The sequence below is a fragment of the Mesorhizobium sp. SARCC-RB16n genome, from assembly GCF_008520305.1.
Lineage (GTDB): Bacteria > Pseudomonadota > Alphaproteobacteria > Rhizobiales > Rhizobiaceae > Mesorhizobium.
On the sequence record NZ_ML703269.1, the window covers coordinates 127,298 to 146,699 of the forward strand.

Consider the following 19,402-nt stretch of genomic DNA (forward strand, 5'->3'; position numbering starts at 1 on the left):
CGCCATGCGGCTGCAACGGTTACGGACCGGTCCATATCGAGGCCTGGCCATATTCAGGGAAGAGTGATCATGAGCGAACACGCGGCAGTCGACCAGGAAGCGTCAAACGCGCGGCGTGGGCGCGGCGCCAGCGGTGGAGCAGCGGCCAGGCGCGCGGCGCGTTCCGGCGGCGGCCCCGGCACCCAGCTCACCTACATCAAGCGCAAGATCAACGTCTACGAAGTGCTGAACGAGGAAGGCCTGGCGCTGATCGAGAAGAACACCGACACGGTGCTGGAAGAGATCGGCATCATTTTTCGCGATGACGCGGAAGCGCTGCAGCTCTGGAAAGAGGCCGGCGCCGACGTCAAGGGCGAGCGCGTGCATTTTCCCAAGGGGCTCTGCCGTTCGCTCTTGAAGACCGCGCCGTCCATCTACACCCAGCATGCCCGCAATTCGGAACGCTCGGTACAGATCGGCGGCGACGCGACCGTGTTCGCGCCGGTCTATGGCCCGCCCTTCGTGCGCGATCTCGACGGCGTCAGGCGCTATGCGACGATCGAGGATTTCCAGAATTTCGTGAAGCTCGCCTATATGGCGCCATCGATCCACCATTCGGGCGGCACGGTGTGCGAGCCGGTCGACGTGCCGGTCAACAAGCGCCACCTCGACATGGTCTACGCGCATATCAAATATTCCGACAAGCCGTTCATGGGTTCGGTGACCGCGCCGGAGCGCGCCGAGGACACGGTGGCGATGGCCAAGCTGGTGTTCGGCGACGACTTCGTCGAGAACAACACGGTGCTGACCAGCCTGATCAACGCCAACTCGCCGATGGTGTTCGACGAAACCATGCTCGGCGCCCTGAAGGTCTATTCGCGGCATAATCAGGCCTGCATCGTCACGCCGTTCATCCTCGCCGGCGCGATGAGCCCGGTGACGGTCGCCGGCACGCTGACGCAGGTCCTGGCCGAAGTGCTGGCCGGCGCCTCGTTCACGCAGCTGATCCGTCCAGGTGCGCCGGTGCTGTTCGGCACCTTCGCGTCGTCGATATCGATGCAGTCGGGCGCGCCGACCTTCGGCACGCCGGAGCCGTCGCTGGTCTCCTATGGCGCGGCGCAACTCGCCCGCCGGCTCGGACTGCCGTTCCGCACCGGCGGCTCGCTCTGCGCCTCGAAGGTGCCGGACGCACAAGCAGCCTATGAGAGCGCCAACACGCTGAACTCAACCATCCTTGCCGGCACCAATTTCGTGCTCCATTCGGCCGGCTGGCTCGAGGGCGGGCTGGCGTCCTGCTATGAAAAATTCATGATGGATATCGATCAGCTCGGCATGCAGCAGAAATTCTGCGAAGGCGTCGACCTGTCGGAAAACGGCCAGGCGATGGATGCCATCCGCCAGGTCGGTCCGGGCAGCCACTATCTCGGCTGCGACCACACCCAGGCCAATTTCCAGACCGCCTTCTACCGCTCGTCGATCGCCGACAACAACTCCTACGAGCAGTGGCTGGCCGAGGGCCAGAAGACCGCGCCGCAGCGTGCCAACGATCTCGCCCGCCGCTGGCTGGAGGCTTACGAGGCGCCGCACCTCGATGAAGGCATCGACGAAGCCCTGAAGGACTTCATCGCCAGGAAGAAGGGGTCGATGCCCGACGCCTTCACTTGAAAGGAGCCCGAGTCAGGCGGGGCTAAAGTCGCCAACATCATCCACAAGGAAGTCTGGCGGAGCGCGTTCTCCGATCCGGACAAGAAGGGATGATTTGCGTGCGCGGCATGATCGAGGAGATCACGGCCGCGCTTGGCGCCAACGGCCTCATCCCGCGTGGCGGCTTTCTTTTTTCCGATCACGAGAGTGGCCCTCATGGCGCCTCGGGCGCGCCTGCAAAGTCTTTATTGCTGGTAGGGCAGGCGGGTGCCGCGCCTTGGCCGCATTTCCTGCGCTGGCGCGAGCAGCAGCCACAGGCGATCGCAAATCCGCTCGATACCTGGTCGCGGCAGGTCATCGGCGACGTGGCACAAGAATTTGGCGCTCGCGCAGTTTCGCCGTCCGACAAGCCTTACCTGCCGTTCCAGCAATGGGCTGTTCGGGCGGAGGGGCTGAAGCCATCGCCGCTCGGCATCCTCATGCATCCGCAATACGGGCTTTGGCATGCCTATCGCGGCGCGTTGCTGTTCGAGGAGGAGATAGCGCTTCCCGAGCCCCGCGAGTCGATCCATCTCTGCGACACATGCGTCGAGAAACCGTGCCTGAAATCCTGTCCGGTCGATGCCTATTCCACGGAAGGGTTCGCCTACCAGGCCTGCCTGGTCCATGTGCGGGGGGCGAACGGCGAGCCGTGCCGCAGTGGCGGTTGCCTCGACCGCAATGCCTGCCCCTATGGCTCCTCCTATCGCTATCCGCCGGAGGTCCAGGCGTTTCACATGGCGAGCTTTGCACGGGCCGCCAACTGATCGATGTCTTGCCTGACGGGCGTTACGCCCATGAGCCTCTTGACGACAGGTACAAACAAGCCTATTCATCAAGTCATCAGATGACTTGATGAATAGGCCGATGCAACCTGCCGTCAGAACCAATCTTACCGCCAGCGCGACGGAAAGCCTCCGCAGCGAAATCCTCAGCGGTCGCTGGGGCATCGGCGAGCGTGTACCGAATGAAGCGACCCTCAGCGACCTTCTGTCGGTCAGCCGCGGTACGGTGCGCGAAGCGGTGAGAGTGCTGGTCTCGCAGGGATTGCTGGATACGCGCCAGGGCTCGGGCACCTATGTGCGCTCGACCATCGATTCCTCCGCCGCGCTCGATCGCGTCAAGCGCACCGGGCTGCGCGATCAGTGGGAGGCGCGGGCGGCGCTGGACCTGGAGGCCGCACGGCTTGCCGCCTTGCGCCGCACACCCGCCGATCTCGACCAGATGCGCCGATTGCTTGCCGAGCGCGGCAATGCCGCGGATGGCGGAAGCGAAGCGTTCGTACGACGAGACCTCGCCTTCCACAAGTCGGTCGTTGCGGCGTCCGGCAACAGGGCGATGATGGAACTCTACGACTTCTTCACCGCCGCCATCACCGAAACCATCCATGCCACCATCGACGGCGAACTGCCCGAACCGGACCAGCAAGCGCATGCGGCAATCGTCGATGCCATCGCCGCGAGCGACCCCGACCGTGCGGTTGCCGCCGTCCGCGCCTTCATGGCGCCGGTGCTTGCCCAACTTGAAAGACTGCTTTCCCAATGAACCAGACATTTCGCCAACCCGACCCGAAGGCCGTCGAGGGGCTGGACCTCATCGATGCCGAAGCCGATAGCCTGCCCACGCCGCAGCCGCCGGAACTGCGCAGCCGCGCCGCCCGCATCGTGCTTGGCGCAAGCCTTGTGCTGATCGCCTTCAACCTGCGGCCGCTGTTTTCCAGCCTGTCGGTGCTGTTGCCCGAGGTAATGCAGGCGACCGGTCTATCGACGACCGGCGCCAGCCTGCTGACCACGCTGCCAGTCTTGTGCCTCGGCCTGTTCGCCCCCTTCGCGCCGAGGCTTGCCCAGCGCTATGGGGCCGAACGAACCTTGCTTGGCGCCCTTGTGCTGTTGGCGCTGGGAACCGCGCTGCGCTGTTTCGAGTGGGTGCCGCTGCTGTTTGTCGCCACCTTCCTTGCCGGTGGCGCCATTGCCATCGGCAATGTCCTGTTGCCGGGTCTCGTCAAGCGCGATTTTGCCGGCAGTGCGGCTGTCATGACCGGGCTTTACACCATGGCTCTGTGCGCCGGTTCGGCTGCCGCCGCCGGTCTCACCCTGCCGATCGAGCATCTTGTCACCGGTTCATGGTCTGGCGCGCTCGCTGCGTGGGCGGTGCCGACATTGGTCGTGCTGCTGATCTGGATTCCGCAGGCGCTGGCCAGCCGGCGACAGGTCAGCCATCGCGGCTTCCACGTCGTCGGTCTGTGGCGCGATCGCCTGGCGTGGCAGGTGACGCTGTTCATGGGACTGCAGTCGGCGCTCGCCTATTGTATCTTCGGCTGGCTGGCGCCGATCCTGCGCGAGCGCGGCTTCGATGCGGCCACCGCCGGCGCTATCGCTTCGGTGTCGGTGATGGCGCAGGTCATCACCTGCCTTGCCGTGCCGTCCGTTGCGATGCGGCTCAAGGATCAGCGCGGCATCAACGTCGCCCTCGTTGGCATCGCGGTGGTTGCGCTGCTCGGTATTCTGTTCGCACCGACGTCGACCGTGCTTTTCTGGGCAATCCTTCAAGGCATCGGGCAGGGCGGCCTGATCGCCGCCGCCATGACCCTGATCGTGCTGCGTTCGCCGGATTCACACGTCGCGGCGCATCTTTCTGGCATGGCGCAAGGCGTGGGCTATATGCTCGCGGCCTTTGGCCCGCTGCTCGTGGGCCTGATCCGCGGCTGGACCGGCAGTTTCTCGGAATCGGCCTTCCTGTTCGTCGCGCTCGGACTGGGCGCGGCCATGATGGGGTTCGGCGCGGGCCGGGCGCTGCATGTCGGCGGCAGGACCATAGGCTTCGACGGCGAAGACTGACCAAGACCTTCCGCAGGCAGTCGGGCCTGCAAACGCGTCACACGATCCCGCACGAAATGTTGACCGCCGGTCTCAGGCAACGCCTTGCCGTAGCGGCTTGCGCGGATATGTATCGCACATCTGAAAAACGGAGCAGGCAATGACGAAGCAGGATCTTCAGATCAAGATCGGCGATGGTGTGGCGAAGGCAGGCCTGTTCCGCTCGTCCAAGGTCTCGCCAGCCAAGGCCGGTGTCATTCTCTACCAGGACGCCTTCGGTCCGCGACCGGCGCTTGATCAGATGGCGGAACGGCTGGCGGGCGAGGGCTATGCGGTGCTGGTGCCCGACCTCTTCCATCGCAACGCGCCTTACGGTCCGTTCGATGCCAAGACCGCCTTCACCGAGGAAAAAACCAAGACAGCACTGATGGCGCTGGTCACCGGCACGACGCAGGAGATGACCATCAGCGACAGCGGCGCGTTTCTCGAGGCACTCGCCGGCGAAGGCGTCACGGGACCGATCGGGACGGTCGGCTATTGCATGGGCGGTGCGCGGGCGCTCAACGCCGCCGCGACCTATTCAGACCGGATCAAGGCCGCCGCCAGTTTCCATGGCGGCAACCTTGCCAGCGATGCCGCCGACAGTCCGCACCGCAAGGCTGCCGCCATCAAGGCGCGTGTCTATGTCGGCATGGCCGGTGTCGACAGGAGCTTCCCCCCGGAGCAGTCGACGCGGCTGGAGGAGGCGCTGCGGAATGCTGAAGTCGACCACGCGATCGAGAATTATGTCGGCATGGCGCATGGCTGGTGCGTGCCGGATCACAGCGTCTTCAATGCAGAAGGCGCGGAGCGGCATTGGAAGCGCTTGACTGATTTGTTCGCCGAAACGCTGGTCTGAGCCATCGCCACCCTGTTGGCCGCGCGACACATTGGAGGTATCAGGCGGGATTGGCGACCCGGCTGAAGCGGCGCGGGTCATGCGGGAACGATCAGCCTGATGCAATCCTACGATGTCGTGATCATCGGCGCCGGCGCTGCCGGTATGATGTGCGCCGTGGAGGTCGCCAAGCGAGGCCGTTCGGTGCTGATCCTTGATCATGCGGCGGCACCTGGCGAAAAGATCCGCATCTCCGGCGGCGGCCGGTGCAATTTCACCAACATCCGTGCGAGCCCGAAGAATTTTATCTCGCGGAATCCGCATTTCTGCATCTCGGCGCTCAGCCGCTATACGCAACGCGACTTCATTGCGCTCGTTGAACGCCACGACATTGCCTATCACGAGAAGACACTGGGGCAGCTGTTCTGTGACGGTTCCGCGCGCCAGATCATCGACATGCTGGTCTCGGAAATGCAGGGCAGGGGCGCCAAGCTGATATTGTCGACTTCCGTTGAGACTATCGGCAAAACCGAGGAAGGGTTCGAACTCAGGCTCTCCGCCGGCTCGGTCTCCTGCCGGTCCCTGGTCGTGGCCTGTGGCGGCAAGTCGATCCCCAAGATGGGCGCAACGGGCTTCGGCTACGAGCTTGCCGAACGGTTTGGCCTTGCCGTCGTCGAAACACGGCCTGCCCTGGTGCCGCTGACCTTCGATGCAAAAACGCTTGAGCGGCTTTCGCCCCTGGCCGGGAACGCAGTCGACGCCGAGATTGCCTGTGGCAACACGCGGTTTTCCGAGGCGATGCTGTTCACGCATCGCGGCGTCAGCGGGCCATCCATCCTGCAAATCTCATCCTATTGGCGCGAGGGTGATGAAATCCGCATCGCCATGCTGCCGGGTACGGATGTGGCTGAGCTCGTCCGCGCCGCCAAACGCGGCAATGGCCGGCAAGCGGTGCAGACCGTGCTCGCAAATCATTTGCCGAAACGGCTGGCCCAGGCGATAGCCGAGCGAACCGGGCTCGACGGCAATCTCGCCGATCTTTCCGAGGCGCAGATCAAAACTGTCGAGGCCGCGGTCAACGACTGGCGCATCAAGCCGGCCGGTTCGGAGGGCTACCGGACGGCCGAAGTGACGCTCGGCGGGGTAGACACCAATAGCCTCGACCAGAAGACGATGCAGGCGAAGTCGGTGCCGGGCCTGTTCTTCATCGGCGAGGTCGTCGACGTCACCGGCTGGCTCGGCGGCTATAATTTCCAATGGGCTTGGTCGTCGGGCTGGGCGGCGGGCCAGGCGTGTTGATATTAGGTGAAGCCGGCCTGGCTGGATCTCGACACGCTCCAGGTGCAAAAGTCCCAATTCGAAAAAATCTTTCCATCACCCCAAGGATTAGCCATTAGCCTTCGTCCAACAGGCAAATGATGGCGATGATGCTGGATGAGAGCGAAGCCTCCGACGCCGAACTGATCGGGCGGGCGAAGGGCGGAGACAGGGGGGCCTTCGGCAAATTGCTGGAGCGTCACTACGACTTCGTCTATCGCGCCGCCTATCGCTGGTGCGGCAGGAAGGCCGATGCCGAAGACATTGCCCAGGAAGTCTGTGTCAGACTGGGCAAGGCAATCCGCGATTATCGCGGTGGCGGCGCGTTCACGACATGGCTCTATACCATGACGGTGAACGCCGCGCGCGACATGATACGCAAGACCGCGCGCGAGACGGTCAAGACCGAGGCCTATGGCGTCCACGCGCTGATTTCGGGCGAGGCCCCGGCCGAGAGCGAAGACCCCGCCGAGGCGCTGTGGGCGGCGGTGCGGCAATTGCCCGACAAGCAGCGCGATGCCGTGATGCTTGTCTATGGCGAAGGCTTGAGCCACGCGGCCGCCGCCGAGGCGATGGCGATCTCGGAGACGACGGTTTCCTGGCACATCCATGAAGCGAAGAAACGGCTGAAGACGTTGATGCGTTCAGCCGGGGAAGTGTGACCATGGTCGACGACAACGAACTCAGAAAGCTGCGCGACGCAGCAATACCAGCACCCGGCGAGGATGCGAAGGCGCGTGCCTTCGAGGCCGCTATGCGCGCCTATGACCAGGAGAATATTTCCGCCGTCACCCAAGGATCGGTCGGCGGCCTTCGTCTCACAGAGCGAGCACAAAAGCTCTGGAGCGAGATCATGCAAAAGAAACTCATTGCCACGCCGGCCCTTGCCGGGCTGGTCGCCCTGCCGATCGCCGGATACGCCACCTTTCACATGCTGAGGGAACAGCCGTCGCCGTTCGGCGGAGGCGAGAAGATCACCGAGACGCTGGCCGACAAGCCGGCGACGCTGAAGCCGCTGGCCAAGCAGGCACCGGGAGATCAGGCCGTCAACGAACCGACCGCGACCACCGCGCCTACCAAAGACAAGAAGGCGGACGCGGTCGTGGAAAGCCGCGATGCGACCGATGCGCTTGTGGCGCCGGCTCCGCCGCCGAAACCCGAATCGACCGCCGTTGGCGGTGCTGCGCAGCAGGATGCGCTGGGACGTGGTGCGCCGGCCGATGCTCCGGCAGCAACCAACGAATCCGAGTCGGGCACTTTGCAGACTTACAAGCCAGCGCCCGCGCCGACAGGTGAGTTCGCGCTGGATGGCGCCACCGGCGCGCCCAGCACATCGCGGATGGCCCGCATGCCGGCCGCCGAATCCAAGCTGATGGTCCAGCAGCCGGCCGACCAAGCCGCGCCGCAAGTGGAAAACCGCAACCGCGTCCAGGATTTCAAGACCAACCCGGTACATGCGGCACTGGAAGACCCGGTCTCGACCTTCTCGATCGATGTCGATACTGCCTCGTATTCCTTCGTGCGCCGCTCGCTGAAAGAAGGGTCGGTGCCGCAGGCCGACACGGTCCGTGTCGAGGAGATGATCAATTACTTCCCCTATGACTGGAAGGGCCCTGATTCGGCATCGACGCCGTTCAACTCCACGGTCAGCATCATGCCGACGCCGTGGAATGATCACACCAAGCTGATGCATGTCGCTATCAAGGGCTTCGACATCAAGCCGACCGAGCAGCCGAAGGCCAATCTGGTGTTCCTGATCGACGTGTCGGGCTCGATGGACGAACCGGACAAGTTGCCGCTGCTCAAGTCGGCATTCCGGCTGCTGGTCAGCAAGCTGAAGGCCGACGACACGGTCTCGATCGTCACCTATGCGGGCGACGCCGGCACCGTGCTGATGCCGACTAGGGCGGCCGAGAAGGACAAGATCCTCAATGCCATCGACAATCTGCAGCCTGGTGGCTCGACCGCTGGCGAAGCCGGCATCAAGGAAGCTTACAAGCTTGCCCAGCAGTCCTTCATCAAGGACGGCGTCAACCGGGTGATGCTCGCCACCGATGGCGACTTCAATGTCGGCCAGAGCGACGACGATGATCTGAAGCGTCTGATTGAGACCGAGCGCAAAACCGGTGTCTTCCTGTCGGTCTTCGGCTTCGGCCACGACAATCTGAACGATCAGATGATGCAGACCATCGCCCAGAACGGCAACGGCACCGCCGCTTATATCGATACGCTGGCGGAGGCGGAGAAGGTGCTGGTCGAGGATGCCTCCTCGACGCTGTTCCCCATCGCCAAGGACGTGAAGATCCAGGTCGAGTTCAACCCGAACAAGGTCTCGGAATACCGCCTGATCGGCTACGAGACCCGGGCGCTCAACCGCGAGGATTTCAACAATGACCGTGTCGATGCCGGCGATATCGGCTCGGGCCACTCGGTCACCGCGATCTATGAGATCACGCCGAAGGGCAGCGGTGGCGAGCAGATCGATCCGCTGCGCTATGGCCAGGCCACGGTCAACAATGGTGGCGTTGCCAATGCGGACGAATATGCGTTCGTCAAGATCCGCTACAAGCTGCCGAACGAAGGCGTCTCGAAGCTGATCACCACGCCGGTGACCTCGGCCAACGAGGTGGCGTCTTTCGACCAGGCGAGCACCGATCAGCGTTTCTCAGTCGCGGTCGCGGCCTTCGGCCAGAAGCTGCGCGACGAGGATGCGACAGCGAAGTTCGGCTACGACAAGATCATGGAGATTGCCACTGCCGCCCGAGGAGCCGACCCGTTTGGGTACAGGTCCGAGTTCCTTTCGCTTGTGCGCCTTGCCTCGGCGCTGGGCGGCAACCGGTAGTGGCGATGAAGGTCGGTTTCTTTCAGATGATGGGATCGTTCTGATAGCCGGCCCCACGGGCGGGTGAGGCAGGCCGGCGAGGGATACTTTCCCTTGCCGGCCTTTTTTCGGATCTATTGATATTCAGGTGATGCCGGTCTGCAAACAGTGGCTTCCTGCGCTTCCGGTGCTCACGTACTTCAAGTACGCTCCGCTCCGGTTCTCGAAAGTCACTGTTTTCGGCTCGGCCTGACCTGAATCTCAACAGATCCGACGGCAGCGCGCAGGATCATTAAATTGCGCTGCATTTCCGGTACCGGATCGCAACTCCCTCTTGCTACACCGGTCACGTGTAAGGCTTGAGGGAGCCGGAATTGCAGATCAGAACTATCGCCGGCTCGATACCACCCGCACAGGATGCTTCGGCGGTTTCATCAGGCCCATCAGCCGAATCCAGGCGCATCAGCGATGACGTCGCGCAGGCGCGCAACACAGCCATGTCGGCGCTGACCAATGATCGCTTCCGAGCCATGCTGGAGCAGATTACCGATCCCGGTGCGTCGGGTGCGCTGGCGACAATGCGCGGAGACAAGGTGGTCGATTTCAAGTCGGCGCAGTCGAGCTACGCCGACAACAGCGAATAGCCGCAAAAAGAAATCGCGTCAGGCGCGGGTGCGACGCCGCTCGCGGCGGGCTTCGCTGGTCTCGGCGGTGTTTGCCGTCGCCACCTTGTTGCGCATCGGGCCAATGCGTTCGACGATTTTTTCGACCGTCGGACGATCCGCCCTTGTGTGGGCGTCGAGCGCCTTGCGCATCGCGGCAAGATGCTGGAACGAGGTGCCGCAGCAGCCGCCGATGATTTTGGCTCCGCCATCCACGGCGAGCCGGACATAGTCGGCCATCAATTCGGGCGTGCCGGAATAGTGGATCTCGGTGCCACGGAATTCGGGAATGCCGCAATTGCCCTTGACGATGACGGTCGCCTCCGGCTTCGCCTCGGTCATGTCGAGCAGCGAGGCCAGGATGTCTGAGGCACCGACGCCGCAATTGGCGCCAACGCCGAGCGGCGCCTGCGAGAGGCCGTCGGCGACGCCGTGGATGTCCTTCGGCAGCAGGCCCATCATGGTGCGGCCGGCGGTGTCGAACGAGCCGGTATAAGTGTAGGGCAGGCCGACGCGGATGGCGGCTTCGGCAGCGGCGCGGATCTCATCGGGTGCCGACATGGTTTCGATCCAGGCGACTTCGGCGCCGCCTTCCTTGAGACCTTCGATCTGCTCGGCAAAGGCGTCAACCGCCTCGTCATAGGTCATGGCGCCGAGCGGCACCAGCAACTCGCCGGTCGGACCGACGGAGCCGGCAACGATCACCTTGCGGCCGGCCTTGTCGGCAACGGCCCGCGCAATCTCGGCGGCCCGCTTGTTCAGCGCATGCACGCGATCCTGCGCATGGTGCAGCTTGAGCCGGTGGCGGGTGCCGCCGAAGGAGTTGGTCAGGATGATGTCGGCGCCGGCGTCGACGAAATTCTGGTGCAGGCTGGTGATGGTGTCGGGCGCCGTTTCGTTCAGCAGTTCCGGCGCTTCGCCAGCCTCCAGACCCATGGCGAACAAATTGGTGCCCGTGGCGCCATCGGCCAGCAGCACGCCCTTTTCAGCCAACAGTGCGTCAATGGGGTTGGTCGTCGTCATCGGATTGGCTTTCGTGTTTTGAATTCGAATAAGGATATAAAGAAGTCTTTATGTCTAGTCAATGATTTGCCGCACTCCGGCCAGATTGAGGCCCTTGCTCACGATCCTGCGGTGATCTCGACCTCGATCTCGGTGCAGATCCCGCCATTGGTCGGGTAATAGTCGACCGAGCAGGCGGTGACCACCAGCAGCAGGTCCTGTTCGGCGCGCAATGTCACATTGCCGCCGGGCGGATTGATCGAGGCCTCGACCACCAACCTGCCGTCCGGCTGCGGCAGGGAGTTCTGGAAAAGGTCGACGGGGTCAGGCACGAAGGGCAGCGATATGCCCTCGGCGGCAAGCGCCTGCATCAGATTGTCCCGGCAATTCGGGTGGTTGGGAAAGCCGGCGCGCTCGTAGAGTGCGTTGTCGCAGGCAGGGTAGAGCATGTCGTGCGGGCCGGGCGATGCGTTTTCGACCAGCGTCAGCATCGGCTTGGCGGCGGCACTGTAGAAGTGGTCGCCAACGCCGGGGAAAAGCCGTTCGGTGATGTCGCGGGTCTGCGACGTGCTCAGCCAATCGAGCGCTGGTTCGGTGGCGAATGCCCAGAGATCGGCAACCTGCTGGCCTTTAGGGTCGATGATGCGCACGAGATCGCCGCGCGAAACTCGAATGGAGCGGCCCGACTGGGGAGGGACGACGATACGGCGTGGGTCTGGCATGGGCTGTCCTTTGGCAATCCGGGTGACCTTTCGCCTTGGCCATCGATGGCCAAGGACGCTTGAACGACCATGATTGTCGTCGATCAGACAGAGCCTGATGCGAACGACATGCCGGCCAGATTGCGCGCGAAGCTTGCTGCCTCATGCGGGTTGACGTCGGCGGCGCGGATCAGATTGTCGAAATGCTGGGTCAGCGCCTGGACTGGCTGGGTGGCGTTCAGCACGACATACATGTCGCCGACGTAGATGGCTGCGCGATAGGGGCCGAAGATGGTGAGCGGGATGGAATAGCGCATGCGGCCGTCATAGAGGAACAGGCGGAAGGTCGGGTAGAGGTCGTCGAGCAGCGTCGCCATATGGGCGAGTTGCTGCTGGCGGTCGGCCGCCGGAAAACGATCCCATACGCCAAGGCCGCGGGCAAAGATCTCCAGCGTGTGGCGCGGCATGCAGACTTCCATGTCGGTTTCCGGGCGCCGGTTGTATTCGATGCGGTATTGGGTTTCGCTGGCCTGCGCCTGACGGCTCCTGTTGGTGATGTTGGCCTCGTAGTCGACGAGTGCGTGTGTTCGCAGAAGGTCGGGAATGCCGGCTGGCACATAGCGGATCTTGGTGCCTGCGGCTTCAGCGAACCATTTGGCGAGCAGCGTGCGGTCGAAGCCGTCGGGCGCTTCCTCGATCTCTAGGCTCTCGCGGATTTCGCCGGTCACGCCTTCGTCCTGGCTGAGACCAAGCAGCCAATCCAGCGACACCTTGAATTCGGCGGCGATGTTGAGCAGGGTTTCGGCCCGCGGCAGGCGCGTCGAGGCGCCCGACATCAGTTGCGACAGCGCCGACCGATCGATGCCGACAGCTGACGCGAAAGCCGACTGGTTGAGGTCGGACCGTGTCAGGAGGAGCTTCAAACGCTCCCGGAAGATCGCTGAGAGATCGCGTTTGTCCATCCTATCGCTCCATGCATCGGAAGGAAAAATTTGCGCCGAAGCGGCACAAGGGGCACTTCAGGCGTAAACGAATCCCTAAGGCTGTTTACAATGTACAACATATGCAGCCAAAAATGCGCAGACGCAACATTTTGTTCACTTTGTCGCGTTGAGTGGAATCACTTCTCCTGACACAATGCTGTCAGGAACCAGTTGGGGTTCCGGCGACTGAGGGACAGTGGTCGATAGCATGGCAAGCATACCAGGCAAGAGCATCCGTCGAAGCAGCAGACCGGCCATCGAATGGCCGACCGTAGTCCTCGCTTTCTTCTGCTACGGCACATGGTTCGCCGCCGGCTTCTTCCTCTGGCCATCCTATCCCATAACAGCACTGATCGTGATGGCCGTTACGCTGGCACTGCAGTCCTCGATCATGCATGAGGTGCTGCATGGTCACCCGACCCGCAACGCTTTGGTCAACGAAGCCTTTGTCTTCCTGCCGATCGGTCTTGCCTGGCCGTTCCGCCGCTTTAAGACCATTCACCTGCGCCACCATGCCGACGAGCGGCTGACCGATCCGCTGGACGATCCCGAGAGCTACTATCAGGCGCTCTGGATGCACGAAGAAATGCCGCCGCTGATGAAATTGCTGCTCAAGGTCAACAACACCATGGTTGGTCGCCTGGTGCTTGGCCCGTGGCTGTCCTGCATCGGCTTCTTCATCGATGACGCCAAGCAGGCGATCGCCGGCGACAGGGCGATCCGCAAGGCCTGGCTGCTGCATGCGATCGGCCTTGCCGTGGTGCTGCCGGTCGTGCAGTTCGGGTTCGGCATGCCGGTTTGGCTCTATGTGCTGGTGCCGGTGTGGCTCGGCCAGTCGCTGATCTCGATCCGCACCTATGCCGAGCATCAGTGGTCGGAGCACCCGGAAGGCCGCACGGTGATTGTCGAGCGTTCGCCGCTGTCGTTCCTGTTCCTCAACAACAATCTGCACTTTGTCCATCACAAGAGCCCGACCATCGCCTGGTACCGGCTGCCAAAGCTGTTTCGTGACCGGCGCGAAGAATGGCTGCGGATGAACAATGGCTATGCCTACCCGAACTATTTCGCGCTGGTCAAAGCCTTTGCCTTCAAGGCCAAGGAGCCGATCGTGCACCCGGTGCTGCGGCGCGCGCCGGAGCCGGGCAGGGCATTCAAGCCGCGCGTCAGGGCACGCAGCATCAATGGGCTTGGCACCGTGCCGGTCCCGGCCGAGCCACCCAAGGAATAGTATCCGCGGACAGCGTGGATACCGTGTCGGCCAATTCTGATTGGGCGCCGCGTTTTTGCGATCTTTTCTCCGGACAGGGTGGTTTGATATCGGCATGAGCGAATTGATTGCGGCGTTGCCGATGTACGACTGGCCCGAAGTGCGCGACGAGGTCGACGCGCAATGGACGTCGTTGCGCGATGCTTTCCGGCGGAAGGGTATCGATGCGCCGCAATCCATCGTGCGCCGCAATGGCGACCTGCCGCCAGTGCCGGGCGGTATCCACGATGCCCAGGGGGAGCTGATCGCTCCGGATCCGGCAACCTTGCCGCCTGACGAACATGATTTCCACAAGCTCTGGCTGCATCCGGCGCTGCTGTTCGCGCAGACCTGCTGGGGGCCGATGGAACTCGGCCTCTCCCGGCATGTGCAGGTGGTCGGCCAGCCAAGCTATGACGCCTATGAAGGCGGACAAGGCGAATTCTATTCGAGCGCGCTGGTCATGCGGACAGGCGAGGGGACGGAGGTTCGGTCGCCCGCCGACGGTAAGGCCTTGCTGCCACTCGATCTCATCCGAGGCAGGCGCTTCACCTTCAACAGCCTCGATTCCATGTCGGGCATCATCGCGCTGACGCGCGATCTGGAAGCGGCCGGCGAAAGCCTCGACATCTTTTCATCGCGCGGCGAAAGCGGCGGCCATCGCGGCTCGATCGTGGCGGTCGCCGAAGGCAAAGCCGATATCGCTGCGATCGATTGCGAAAGCTGGGCGCTGGCGCAGCGTTTCGAACCGGCGGCGCGCAAGGTCGTGGTCGTCGGCTGGACGGCACGACGCAAAGGCCTGCCTTACATCACCGCCAGAACGACGCCGGAAAAGACTATGCGCGCGATGCGCGAAGCGCTTGCCGGCCTAGCCGAGCAGCCTCGCATCCAACGGGTAGGTTGAAAGTTTTTCGTTGCCGGTCTCGGTGATCAGGATCTGCTCTTCGATCTTGACACCTTCATGCCCGCCAAGCCGGCCGATGTAGCTCTCCACACACAGCACCATGCCCGGTTCCAGAACGCCGTCGGGCGTATCGGATGTCCAGTCGCTGGCATGCGGCAAGGTCGGGTATTCGTCGGCCAGGCCGACGCCGTGATAGAGAACGCCGTAGCGAGTCGGGAAACAGTCGCCTGGCGGCACCGCAGAGCGTTCGACAAGTTCGCGGAACGAGATGCCGGGCCGCATCAAAGCGGTGTTGTGTTCGATCTGATCGACTGCAATGCGGAACAGGTTGCGTTGTTCGTTAGTCGGCTTAATATCCCCACACAGCCAGGTGCGTGATAGGTCGGCGCAGAAGCCGTAGGGGCCGATAAGGTCGGTGTCGAAGGCGACGAGATCGCCGGCCTCGATGATCCGCGACGAGCATTCCTGGAACCATGGGTTGGTGCGCGGTCCCGACGTCAGCAGCCGCGTCTCGATCCATTCGCCGCCGCGCGCGATGTTGCCGCGATGGAGTTCGGCCCATAACTCGTTCTCGGAGATGCCGGGCTTCAGTGCCTCTTCCATCTCGCCCATCGCCGCCTCGCAGGCAACGATGGCGCGGCGCATGGCGAGGATTTCGTCCGCCGATTTGATCAGGCGGGCGTTTTCCATCACCGCTTCGCCATTGCCGATGGAAACACCAAGCCGCGCCAGTTCCTCGACGCCTTCCGGATTGATGTGGTCGACGGCGATGCGGTTGTTGCCACCGCCATGCTCCCTGACCAGATCGGCGATGCCAGCCGCCCAGCGTCGGGCCTTTTGCTCGGTCAGTTCGCCACTATAAAGATACATCCACGACACCGCCGGCCGCACCTTGTCGACGATGCCGGAGTGGTCGGAAAGATGCTCGCAGGAGAAATAGTCGAACAGCACCACGGGACCTTCGGTGGCGACGAAGCAATGCCGCGTGGGGTTATGCGCGACCCAAAGCTGCATGTTTGTCGAGTCGGTCGCATAACGGATGTTGACGGGGTCGTAGAGCAGGGCGCCAGCATAACCACGGCGCTTCAGTTCAGCGCGAATGCGGCCGAGCCGATATTGCCGCATGGCGGGCAGGTCTGGCGCCGCAATGCCTGCCGCGGCCCACTCGGCTTCGGCTTGCGCGCCATAGCCCAGCACATGCTGATTGAGTGACGCCGCCTTCTCACGGGAGGCGTCGCGCAACGCTTCGATCGAGCCCGGCTCGAACGGCATGATCTTGCGATGTCGGCCGAAGCTCCCCTTTGGCGCTTCGCTGTCCATGGTGAAACCTCAGGTCCGCATCTTCTCGCCGCTCGGGTCGAAGGGCGCTTCGACGTTGATGCGGGCCGGGCGGCGATGCCCGAGGATCTCGATCTCGAATAGTCCAGCACGTTCGTCCTCGGCGAGGGCTGCCGGCACATAGCCTTGCGCCATCGATTTCTGCACGTAATGCGCATAACCGCCCGACGTCACCCAGCCGACGACGCGCCAGTCGCCGTCGACGATGCCGCGCACTGCGGACGCGCCTTCGGCGGCCTTCGAGCCACGTATTTCCTTGCCTGAAGTGTCGAAGCGTGGCGCGCCGTAGCCATGTGGCCTTTCCACCGTGCCGTAATCCTTGCTGACCTTGGCCCAGATCGGCTCGTCGCCCATCACGTCGGCATCGGCCGCGTCTACGATGAAGGAGACGCGGCGCAGTTTTGGCCCTTCCGCCTGTTCCTTGGCGGCGGCTTCACGGCCGATGAAATCGTTCTTCTCGAGCTTGATGAAGCGATCCATCGAGCCTTCGAACGGCCCGTAGATCGGCCGCAGCTCGCGGAACCAGGTCGGGAAGTTCTTTTCCAGGCGCATGGAGAGCAGCGCGCGCATGCCGAAATCGACGATGCCGAATTCCTCGCCGGCGTCCTTGATCGCCTTATAGACAAGGCGCTCATAGGCCGGCGCCATCCAGATCTCGTAGCCGAGGTCACCGGTGTAGGTGATGCGGTTGACCAGGCAGGGCGCGCCGCCGACGGCCATTTCACGGAAATCCATGAATCGGAAAGCCTTGGTCGAAATGTCGACATCGACCAATTTCTGCAAGAGGTCACGCGACCTCGGCCCGGCGATGGAGAGACCGACCAGTGTCTGGTCGAAGCGATGGATGCGGACCGAACCATCCTTGGGCAGATGCTTTTCGAACCAGCGCATGTGGTATTTCTGCGCGGCCGAAGAACCCCAGATCATAAAGCGGTCTTCACCCGCCTTAGCGATGGTGAAGTCGCCGATCAGCTTGCCGAATTCGTTGATCATCGGCGTCAGCACGATGCGGCCGGTCTTCGGCATGCGGTTGGTCATCAGTCGGTTGAGGAACTCTTCCGCGCCCGGTCCCGACACTTCGTATTTGGCGAAGTTTGCGATCTCGGTGACGCCGACACGCTCGCGCGTGGCGCGCACTTCCTCGCCGATCGGCCCGAAATCGTTGGAGCGGTGGAAGGAGACAATGTCTTTCGGTTCCTTGCCCTTGGGCGCGAACCATAGCGGGGTCTCGAGGCCCCACGAGTCGCCCATTACGGCATTGTTGGCGAGCATGGTGTCGTAGAGCGGCGTCGTCTGCGCAGGGCGGGCGGCCGGCAATTCTTCGTTCGGGAAGCGGATCGAGAAGCGGCGCGAATAGTTTTCGCGCACCTTGGCGTTGGTGTAGCGCAGCCCGGCCCATTCGCCGAAGCGGGCGACATCCATGCCCCAGACGTCGAAGCCCGGGTCGCCGTGGACCATCCAGTTGGACAGAGCGAGGCCAACGCCGCCGCCCTGGCTGAAGCCGGCCATGACGGCGCAGGCGCACCAGAAATTGGTCAGGCCTTGTACCGGGCCGACCAGAGGGTTGCCGTCGAGCGCGAAGGTGAAGGGGCCGTTGATGATCTGCTTGATGCCGGCCTTTTCGATGCCGGGGAAATGCTTGAAGCCGATTTCCAGCGACGGCGCGATGCGGTCGAGATCCGGGGGCAGCAGTTCGTGGCCGAAATCCCACGGCGTGTTGACCGGCGACCACGGCTTGCAGGCCTTCTCATAGGTGCCGAGCAGGATGCCGTTGCGCTCCTGGCGGGTGTAGATCTCGCCCTTGAAGTCGAGCACGCCGATCATTTCGCGGCCGGTCGACTTGTTGAATTCCTCGACCTCCGGCATCGGCTCGGTCAGGAGATACATGTGCTCCATGGCCAGCACCGGCAGCTCGACACCGACCATGCGGCCGATCTCGCGCGCCCACAGGCCGCCGCAATTGACGACGTGTTCGGCGTGAACCGTGCCTTGTTCGGTGACGACGTTCCAGGTGCCGTCCGGCTGCTGTGTCAGGTCGACCACGCGGTTGCGCAGCACGATCTCGGCGCCGAGCTTTTTCGCCGCCTTGGAATAGGCGATGGTGGTGCCGGAGGGGTCGAGATGGCCTTCGACCGGATCCCACATGGCGCCGACGAAATTGGTTTCGTCCATCAGCGGGAACATCGCCTTGGCTTCGGACGGCGTGATCAGTTCGGTGTCCATGCCGAGATAGCGGCCTTTGGCGTGGGCCAGCCGCAGGAAGTCCATGCGCTCGGGCGTATCGGCCATCATGACGCCGCCAGTCAGGTGCAGCGAGCAGGACTGGCCGGAAATCTCCTCGATCTCCTTGTAGAGCTGGACGGTGTAGGCCTGCAGCTTGGCAACGTTCGGATCGCCGTTCAGCGTATGGAAGCCACCCGCCGCATGCCAGGACGAGCCGGAGGTGAGCTCAGAGCGCTCGATCAGCATAATGTCGGTCCAACCGGCCTTGGCCAGGTGGTATAGAACCGAGCAGCCAACGACGCCGCCGCCAATGACAACCGCTTTTACATGGGATTTCATGAAGATAGGTCCGTTTTTGAAGAGATTGAATCGAATGAGGTGGGCGTGAAAACAAAGCGGAGGTCGGATGCGGCGATGTTTTCGGAGAGCCTGCCATCAAGCGCGGCAAGGATGGTTTCACAGACGGAAGTACGATGTTTCAGGACGTCATGGCTCCAAAGGCGCAGGATGGAATAACCTTGGGCGCGCATGAAATCATCGCGGCGACGGTCATAGGAACTGTCGGCGTGCTGGGACCCATCAACCTCGACAACGAGCCAATTTTCGCGGCAAGCAAAGTCAGCGAAAAAGGGGCCAATGGAGAGCTGACGGGTAAAGCGATGACCGCCAAGCTTGCGTACCTTTAGTTCAAGCCACAGCAATGCCTCCGCCTGATTGCCCGCTTGCCGGAGTTTACGCGCTCGCTGTGTTGTACCAGTTTTGCGGCGGCTGCGCGTTTCATGAATGGCTTCCCCCACTCCGTCGCTGCTTCGCAGCGCCACCTCTCCCCCCTCCGGAAGGAGAGGAAGGG

The 19,402-nt window shown here is 62.9% G+C and carries 17 protein-coding genes; 11 read left to right on the forward strand and 6 right to left on the reverse strand.

Annotated elements, in window-relative coordinates; translation table 11 throughout:
* Positions 1–69 precede the first annotated feature (69 nt).
* The 9 genes from C7I87_RS17285 to C7I87_RS35275 all read left to right on the forward strand — a co-directional run bounded on the left by C7I87_RS17285 (position 70) and on the right by C7I87_RS35275 (position 10,137).
* Positions 70–1,644 (forward strand): trimethylamine methyltransferase family protein, encoded by a 1,575-nt coding sequence (locus C7I87_RS17285; protein WP_149905339.1) that lies wholly within the window; start codon positions 70–72, stop codon positions 1,642–1,644.
* A gap of 98 nt (positions 1,645–1,742) precedes the next feature.
* Positions 1,743–2,429: a 4Fe-4S dicluster domain-containing protein gene (locus C7I87_RS17290; protein ID WP_188393882.1), complete on the forward strand. Its 687-nt coding sequence runs from the start codon at positions 1,743–1,745 to the stop codon at positions 2,427–2,429.
* A gap of 100 nt (positions 2,430–2,529) precedes the next feature.
* Positions 2,530–3,207 (forward strand): FadR/GntR family transcriptional regulator, encoded by a 678-nt coding sequence (locus C7I87_RS17295; protein ID WP_149905341.1) that lies wholly within the window; start codon positions 2,530–2,532, stop codon positions 3,205–3,207.
* On the forward strand, positions 3,204–4,499 hold the full coding sequence (locus C7I87_RS17300) for a CynX/NimT family MFS transporter (protein ID WP_149905342.1): 1,296 nt from the start codon (positions 3,204–3,206) through the stop codon (positions 4,497–4,499). Before C7I87_RS17295 ends, C7I87_RS17300 begins: the two co-directional genes overlap by 4 nt.
* Before the next feature lie 139 nt (positions 4,500–4,638).
* Positions 4,639–5,376 carry a dienelactone hydrolase family protein gene (locus C7I87_RS17305; RefSeq protein WP_149905343.1) on the forward strand — a complete coding sequence of 246 codons (738 nt, stop codon included), beginning with the start codon at positions 4,639–4,641 and terminating at the stop codon, positions 5,374–5,376.
* Between the two features lie 99 nt (positions 5,377–5,475).
* Positions 5,476–6,654, forward strand: a complete 1,179-nt coding sequence (locus tag C7I87_RS17310; protein WP_149905344.1) for a BaiN/RdsA family NAD(P)/FAD-dependent oxidoreductase — start codon at positions 5,476–5,478, stop codon at positions 6,652–6,654.
* Between the two features lie 119 nt (positions 6,655–6,773).
* Positions 6,774–7,334, forward strand: coding sequence for an RNA polymerase sigma factor (locus C7I87_RS17315; protein ID WP_149905345.1), 561 nt, complete (start codon positions 6,774–6,776; stop codon positions 7,332–7,334).
* Between the two features lie 2 nt (positions 7,335–7,336).
* Complete coding sequence (locus C7I87_RS17320) at positions 7,337–9,514, forward strand: VWA domain-containing protein (RefSeq protein ID WP_149905346.1); 2,178 nt, start codon at positions 7,337–7,339, stop codon at positions 9,512–9,514.
* 353 nt (positions 9,515–9,867) lie between these two features.
* The gene (locus tag C7I87_RS35275; protein ID WP_188393883.1) at positions 9,868–10,137 is read left to right on the forward strand and encodes a hypothetical protein; all 270 of its coding nucleotides are present in this window, start codon (positions 9,868–9,870) and stop codon (positions 10,135–10,137) included.
* Positions 10,138–10,155: 18 nt separating this feature from the next.
* Here C7I87_RS35275 and bmt read toward each other — a convergent pair whose 3' ends face one another.
* From bmt to C7I87_RS17340, 3 genes are all read right to left on the reverse strand, one after another.
* Positions 10,156–11,178, reverse strand: coding sequence for a betaine--homocysteine S-methyltransferase (gene bmt / locus C7I87_RS17330; protein WP_149905347.1), 1,023 nt, complete (start codon positions 11,176–11,178; stop codon positions 10,156–10,158).
* A 98-nt stretch (positions 11,179–11,276) separates the two neighbouring features.
* Positions 11,277–11,879, reverse strand: coding sequence for a DUF1989 domain-containing protein (locus C7I87_RS17335; protein ID WP_149905348.1), 603 nt, complete (start codon positions 11,877–11,879; stop codon positions 11,277–11,279).
* 83 nt (positions 11,880–11,962) lie between these two features.
* Positions 11,963–12,820, reverse strand: a complete 858-nt coding sequence (locus C7I87_RS17340) for a helix-turn-helix domain-containing protein (RefSeq protein WP_149905349.1) — start codon at positions 12,818–12,820, stop codon at positions 11,963–11,965.
* A 229-nt stretch (positions 12,821–13,049) separates the two neighbouring features.
* Here C7I87_RS17340 and C7I87_RS17345 point away from each other — a divergent pair, with 229 nt between their 5' ends.
* Positions 13,050–14,069 (forward strand): fatty acid desaturase, encoded by a 1,020-nt coding sequence (locus C7I87_RS17345; protein WP_149905350.1) that lies wholly within the window; start codon positions 13,050–13,052, stop codon positions 14,067–14,069.
* A 94-nt stretch (positions 14,070–14,163) separates the two neighbouring features.
* Positions 14,164–14,991 (forward strand): phosphate/phosphite/phosphonate ABC transporter substrate-binding protein, encoded by an 828-nt coding sequence (locus tag C7I87_RS17350; protein WP_149905351.1) that lies wholly within the window; start codon positions 14,164–14,166, stop codon positions 14,989–14,991.
* Here C7I87_RS17350 and C7I87_RS17355 read toward each other — a convergent pair.
* From C7I87_RS17355 to C7I87_RS17365, 3 genes are read right to left on the reverse strand one after another with little or no spacing between them, the layout of a single operon-like run.
* Positions 14,956–16,311 (reverse strand): M24 family metallopeptidase, encoded by a 1,356-nt coding sequence (locus C7I87_RS17355; protein WP_149905352.1) that lies wholly within the window; start codon positions 16,309–16,311, stop codon positions 14,956–14,958. The two genes, C7I87_RS17350 and C7I87_RS17355, sit on opposite strands and share 36 nt — an antisense overlap.
* Before the next feature lie 9 nt (positions 16,312–16,320).
* A complete protein-coding gene (locus tag C7I87_RS17360) occupies positions 16,321–18,891 on the reverse strand; it encodes a GcvT family protein (RefSeq protein WP_149905353.1) in 2,571 nt (856 codons plus the stop codon).
* Entirely contained in the window at positions 18,888–19,373 is a 486-nt protein-coding gene (locus tag C7I87_RS17365) for an endonuclease domain-containing protein (RefSeq protein ID WP_149905354.1), read from the reverse strand. The genes C7I87_RS17360 and C7I87_RS17365 overlap by 4 nt, the downstream gene beginning before the upstream one ends.
* Positions 19,374–19,402: the final 29 nt, after the last annotated feature.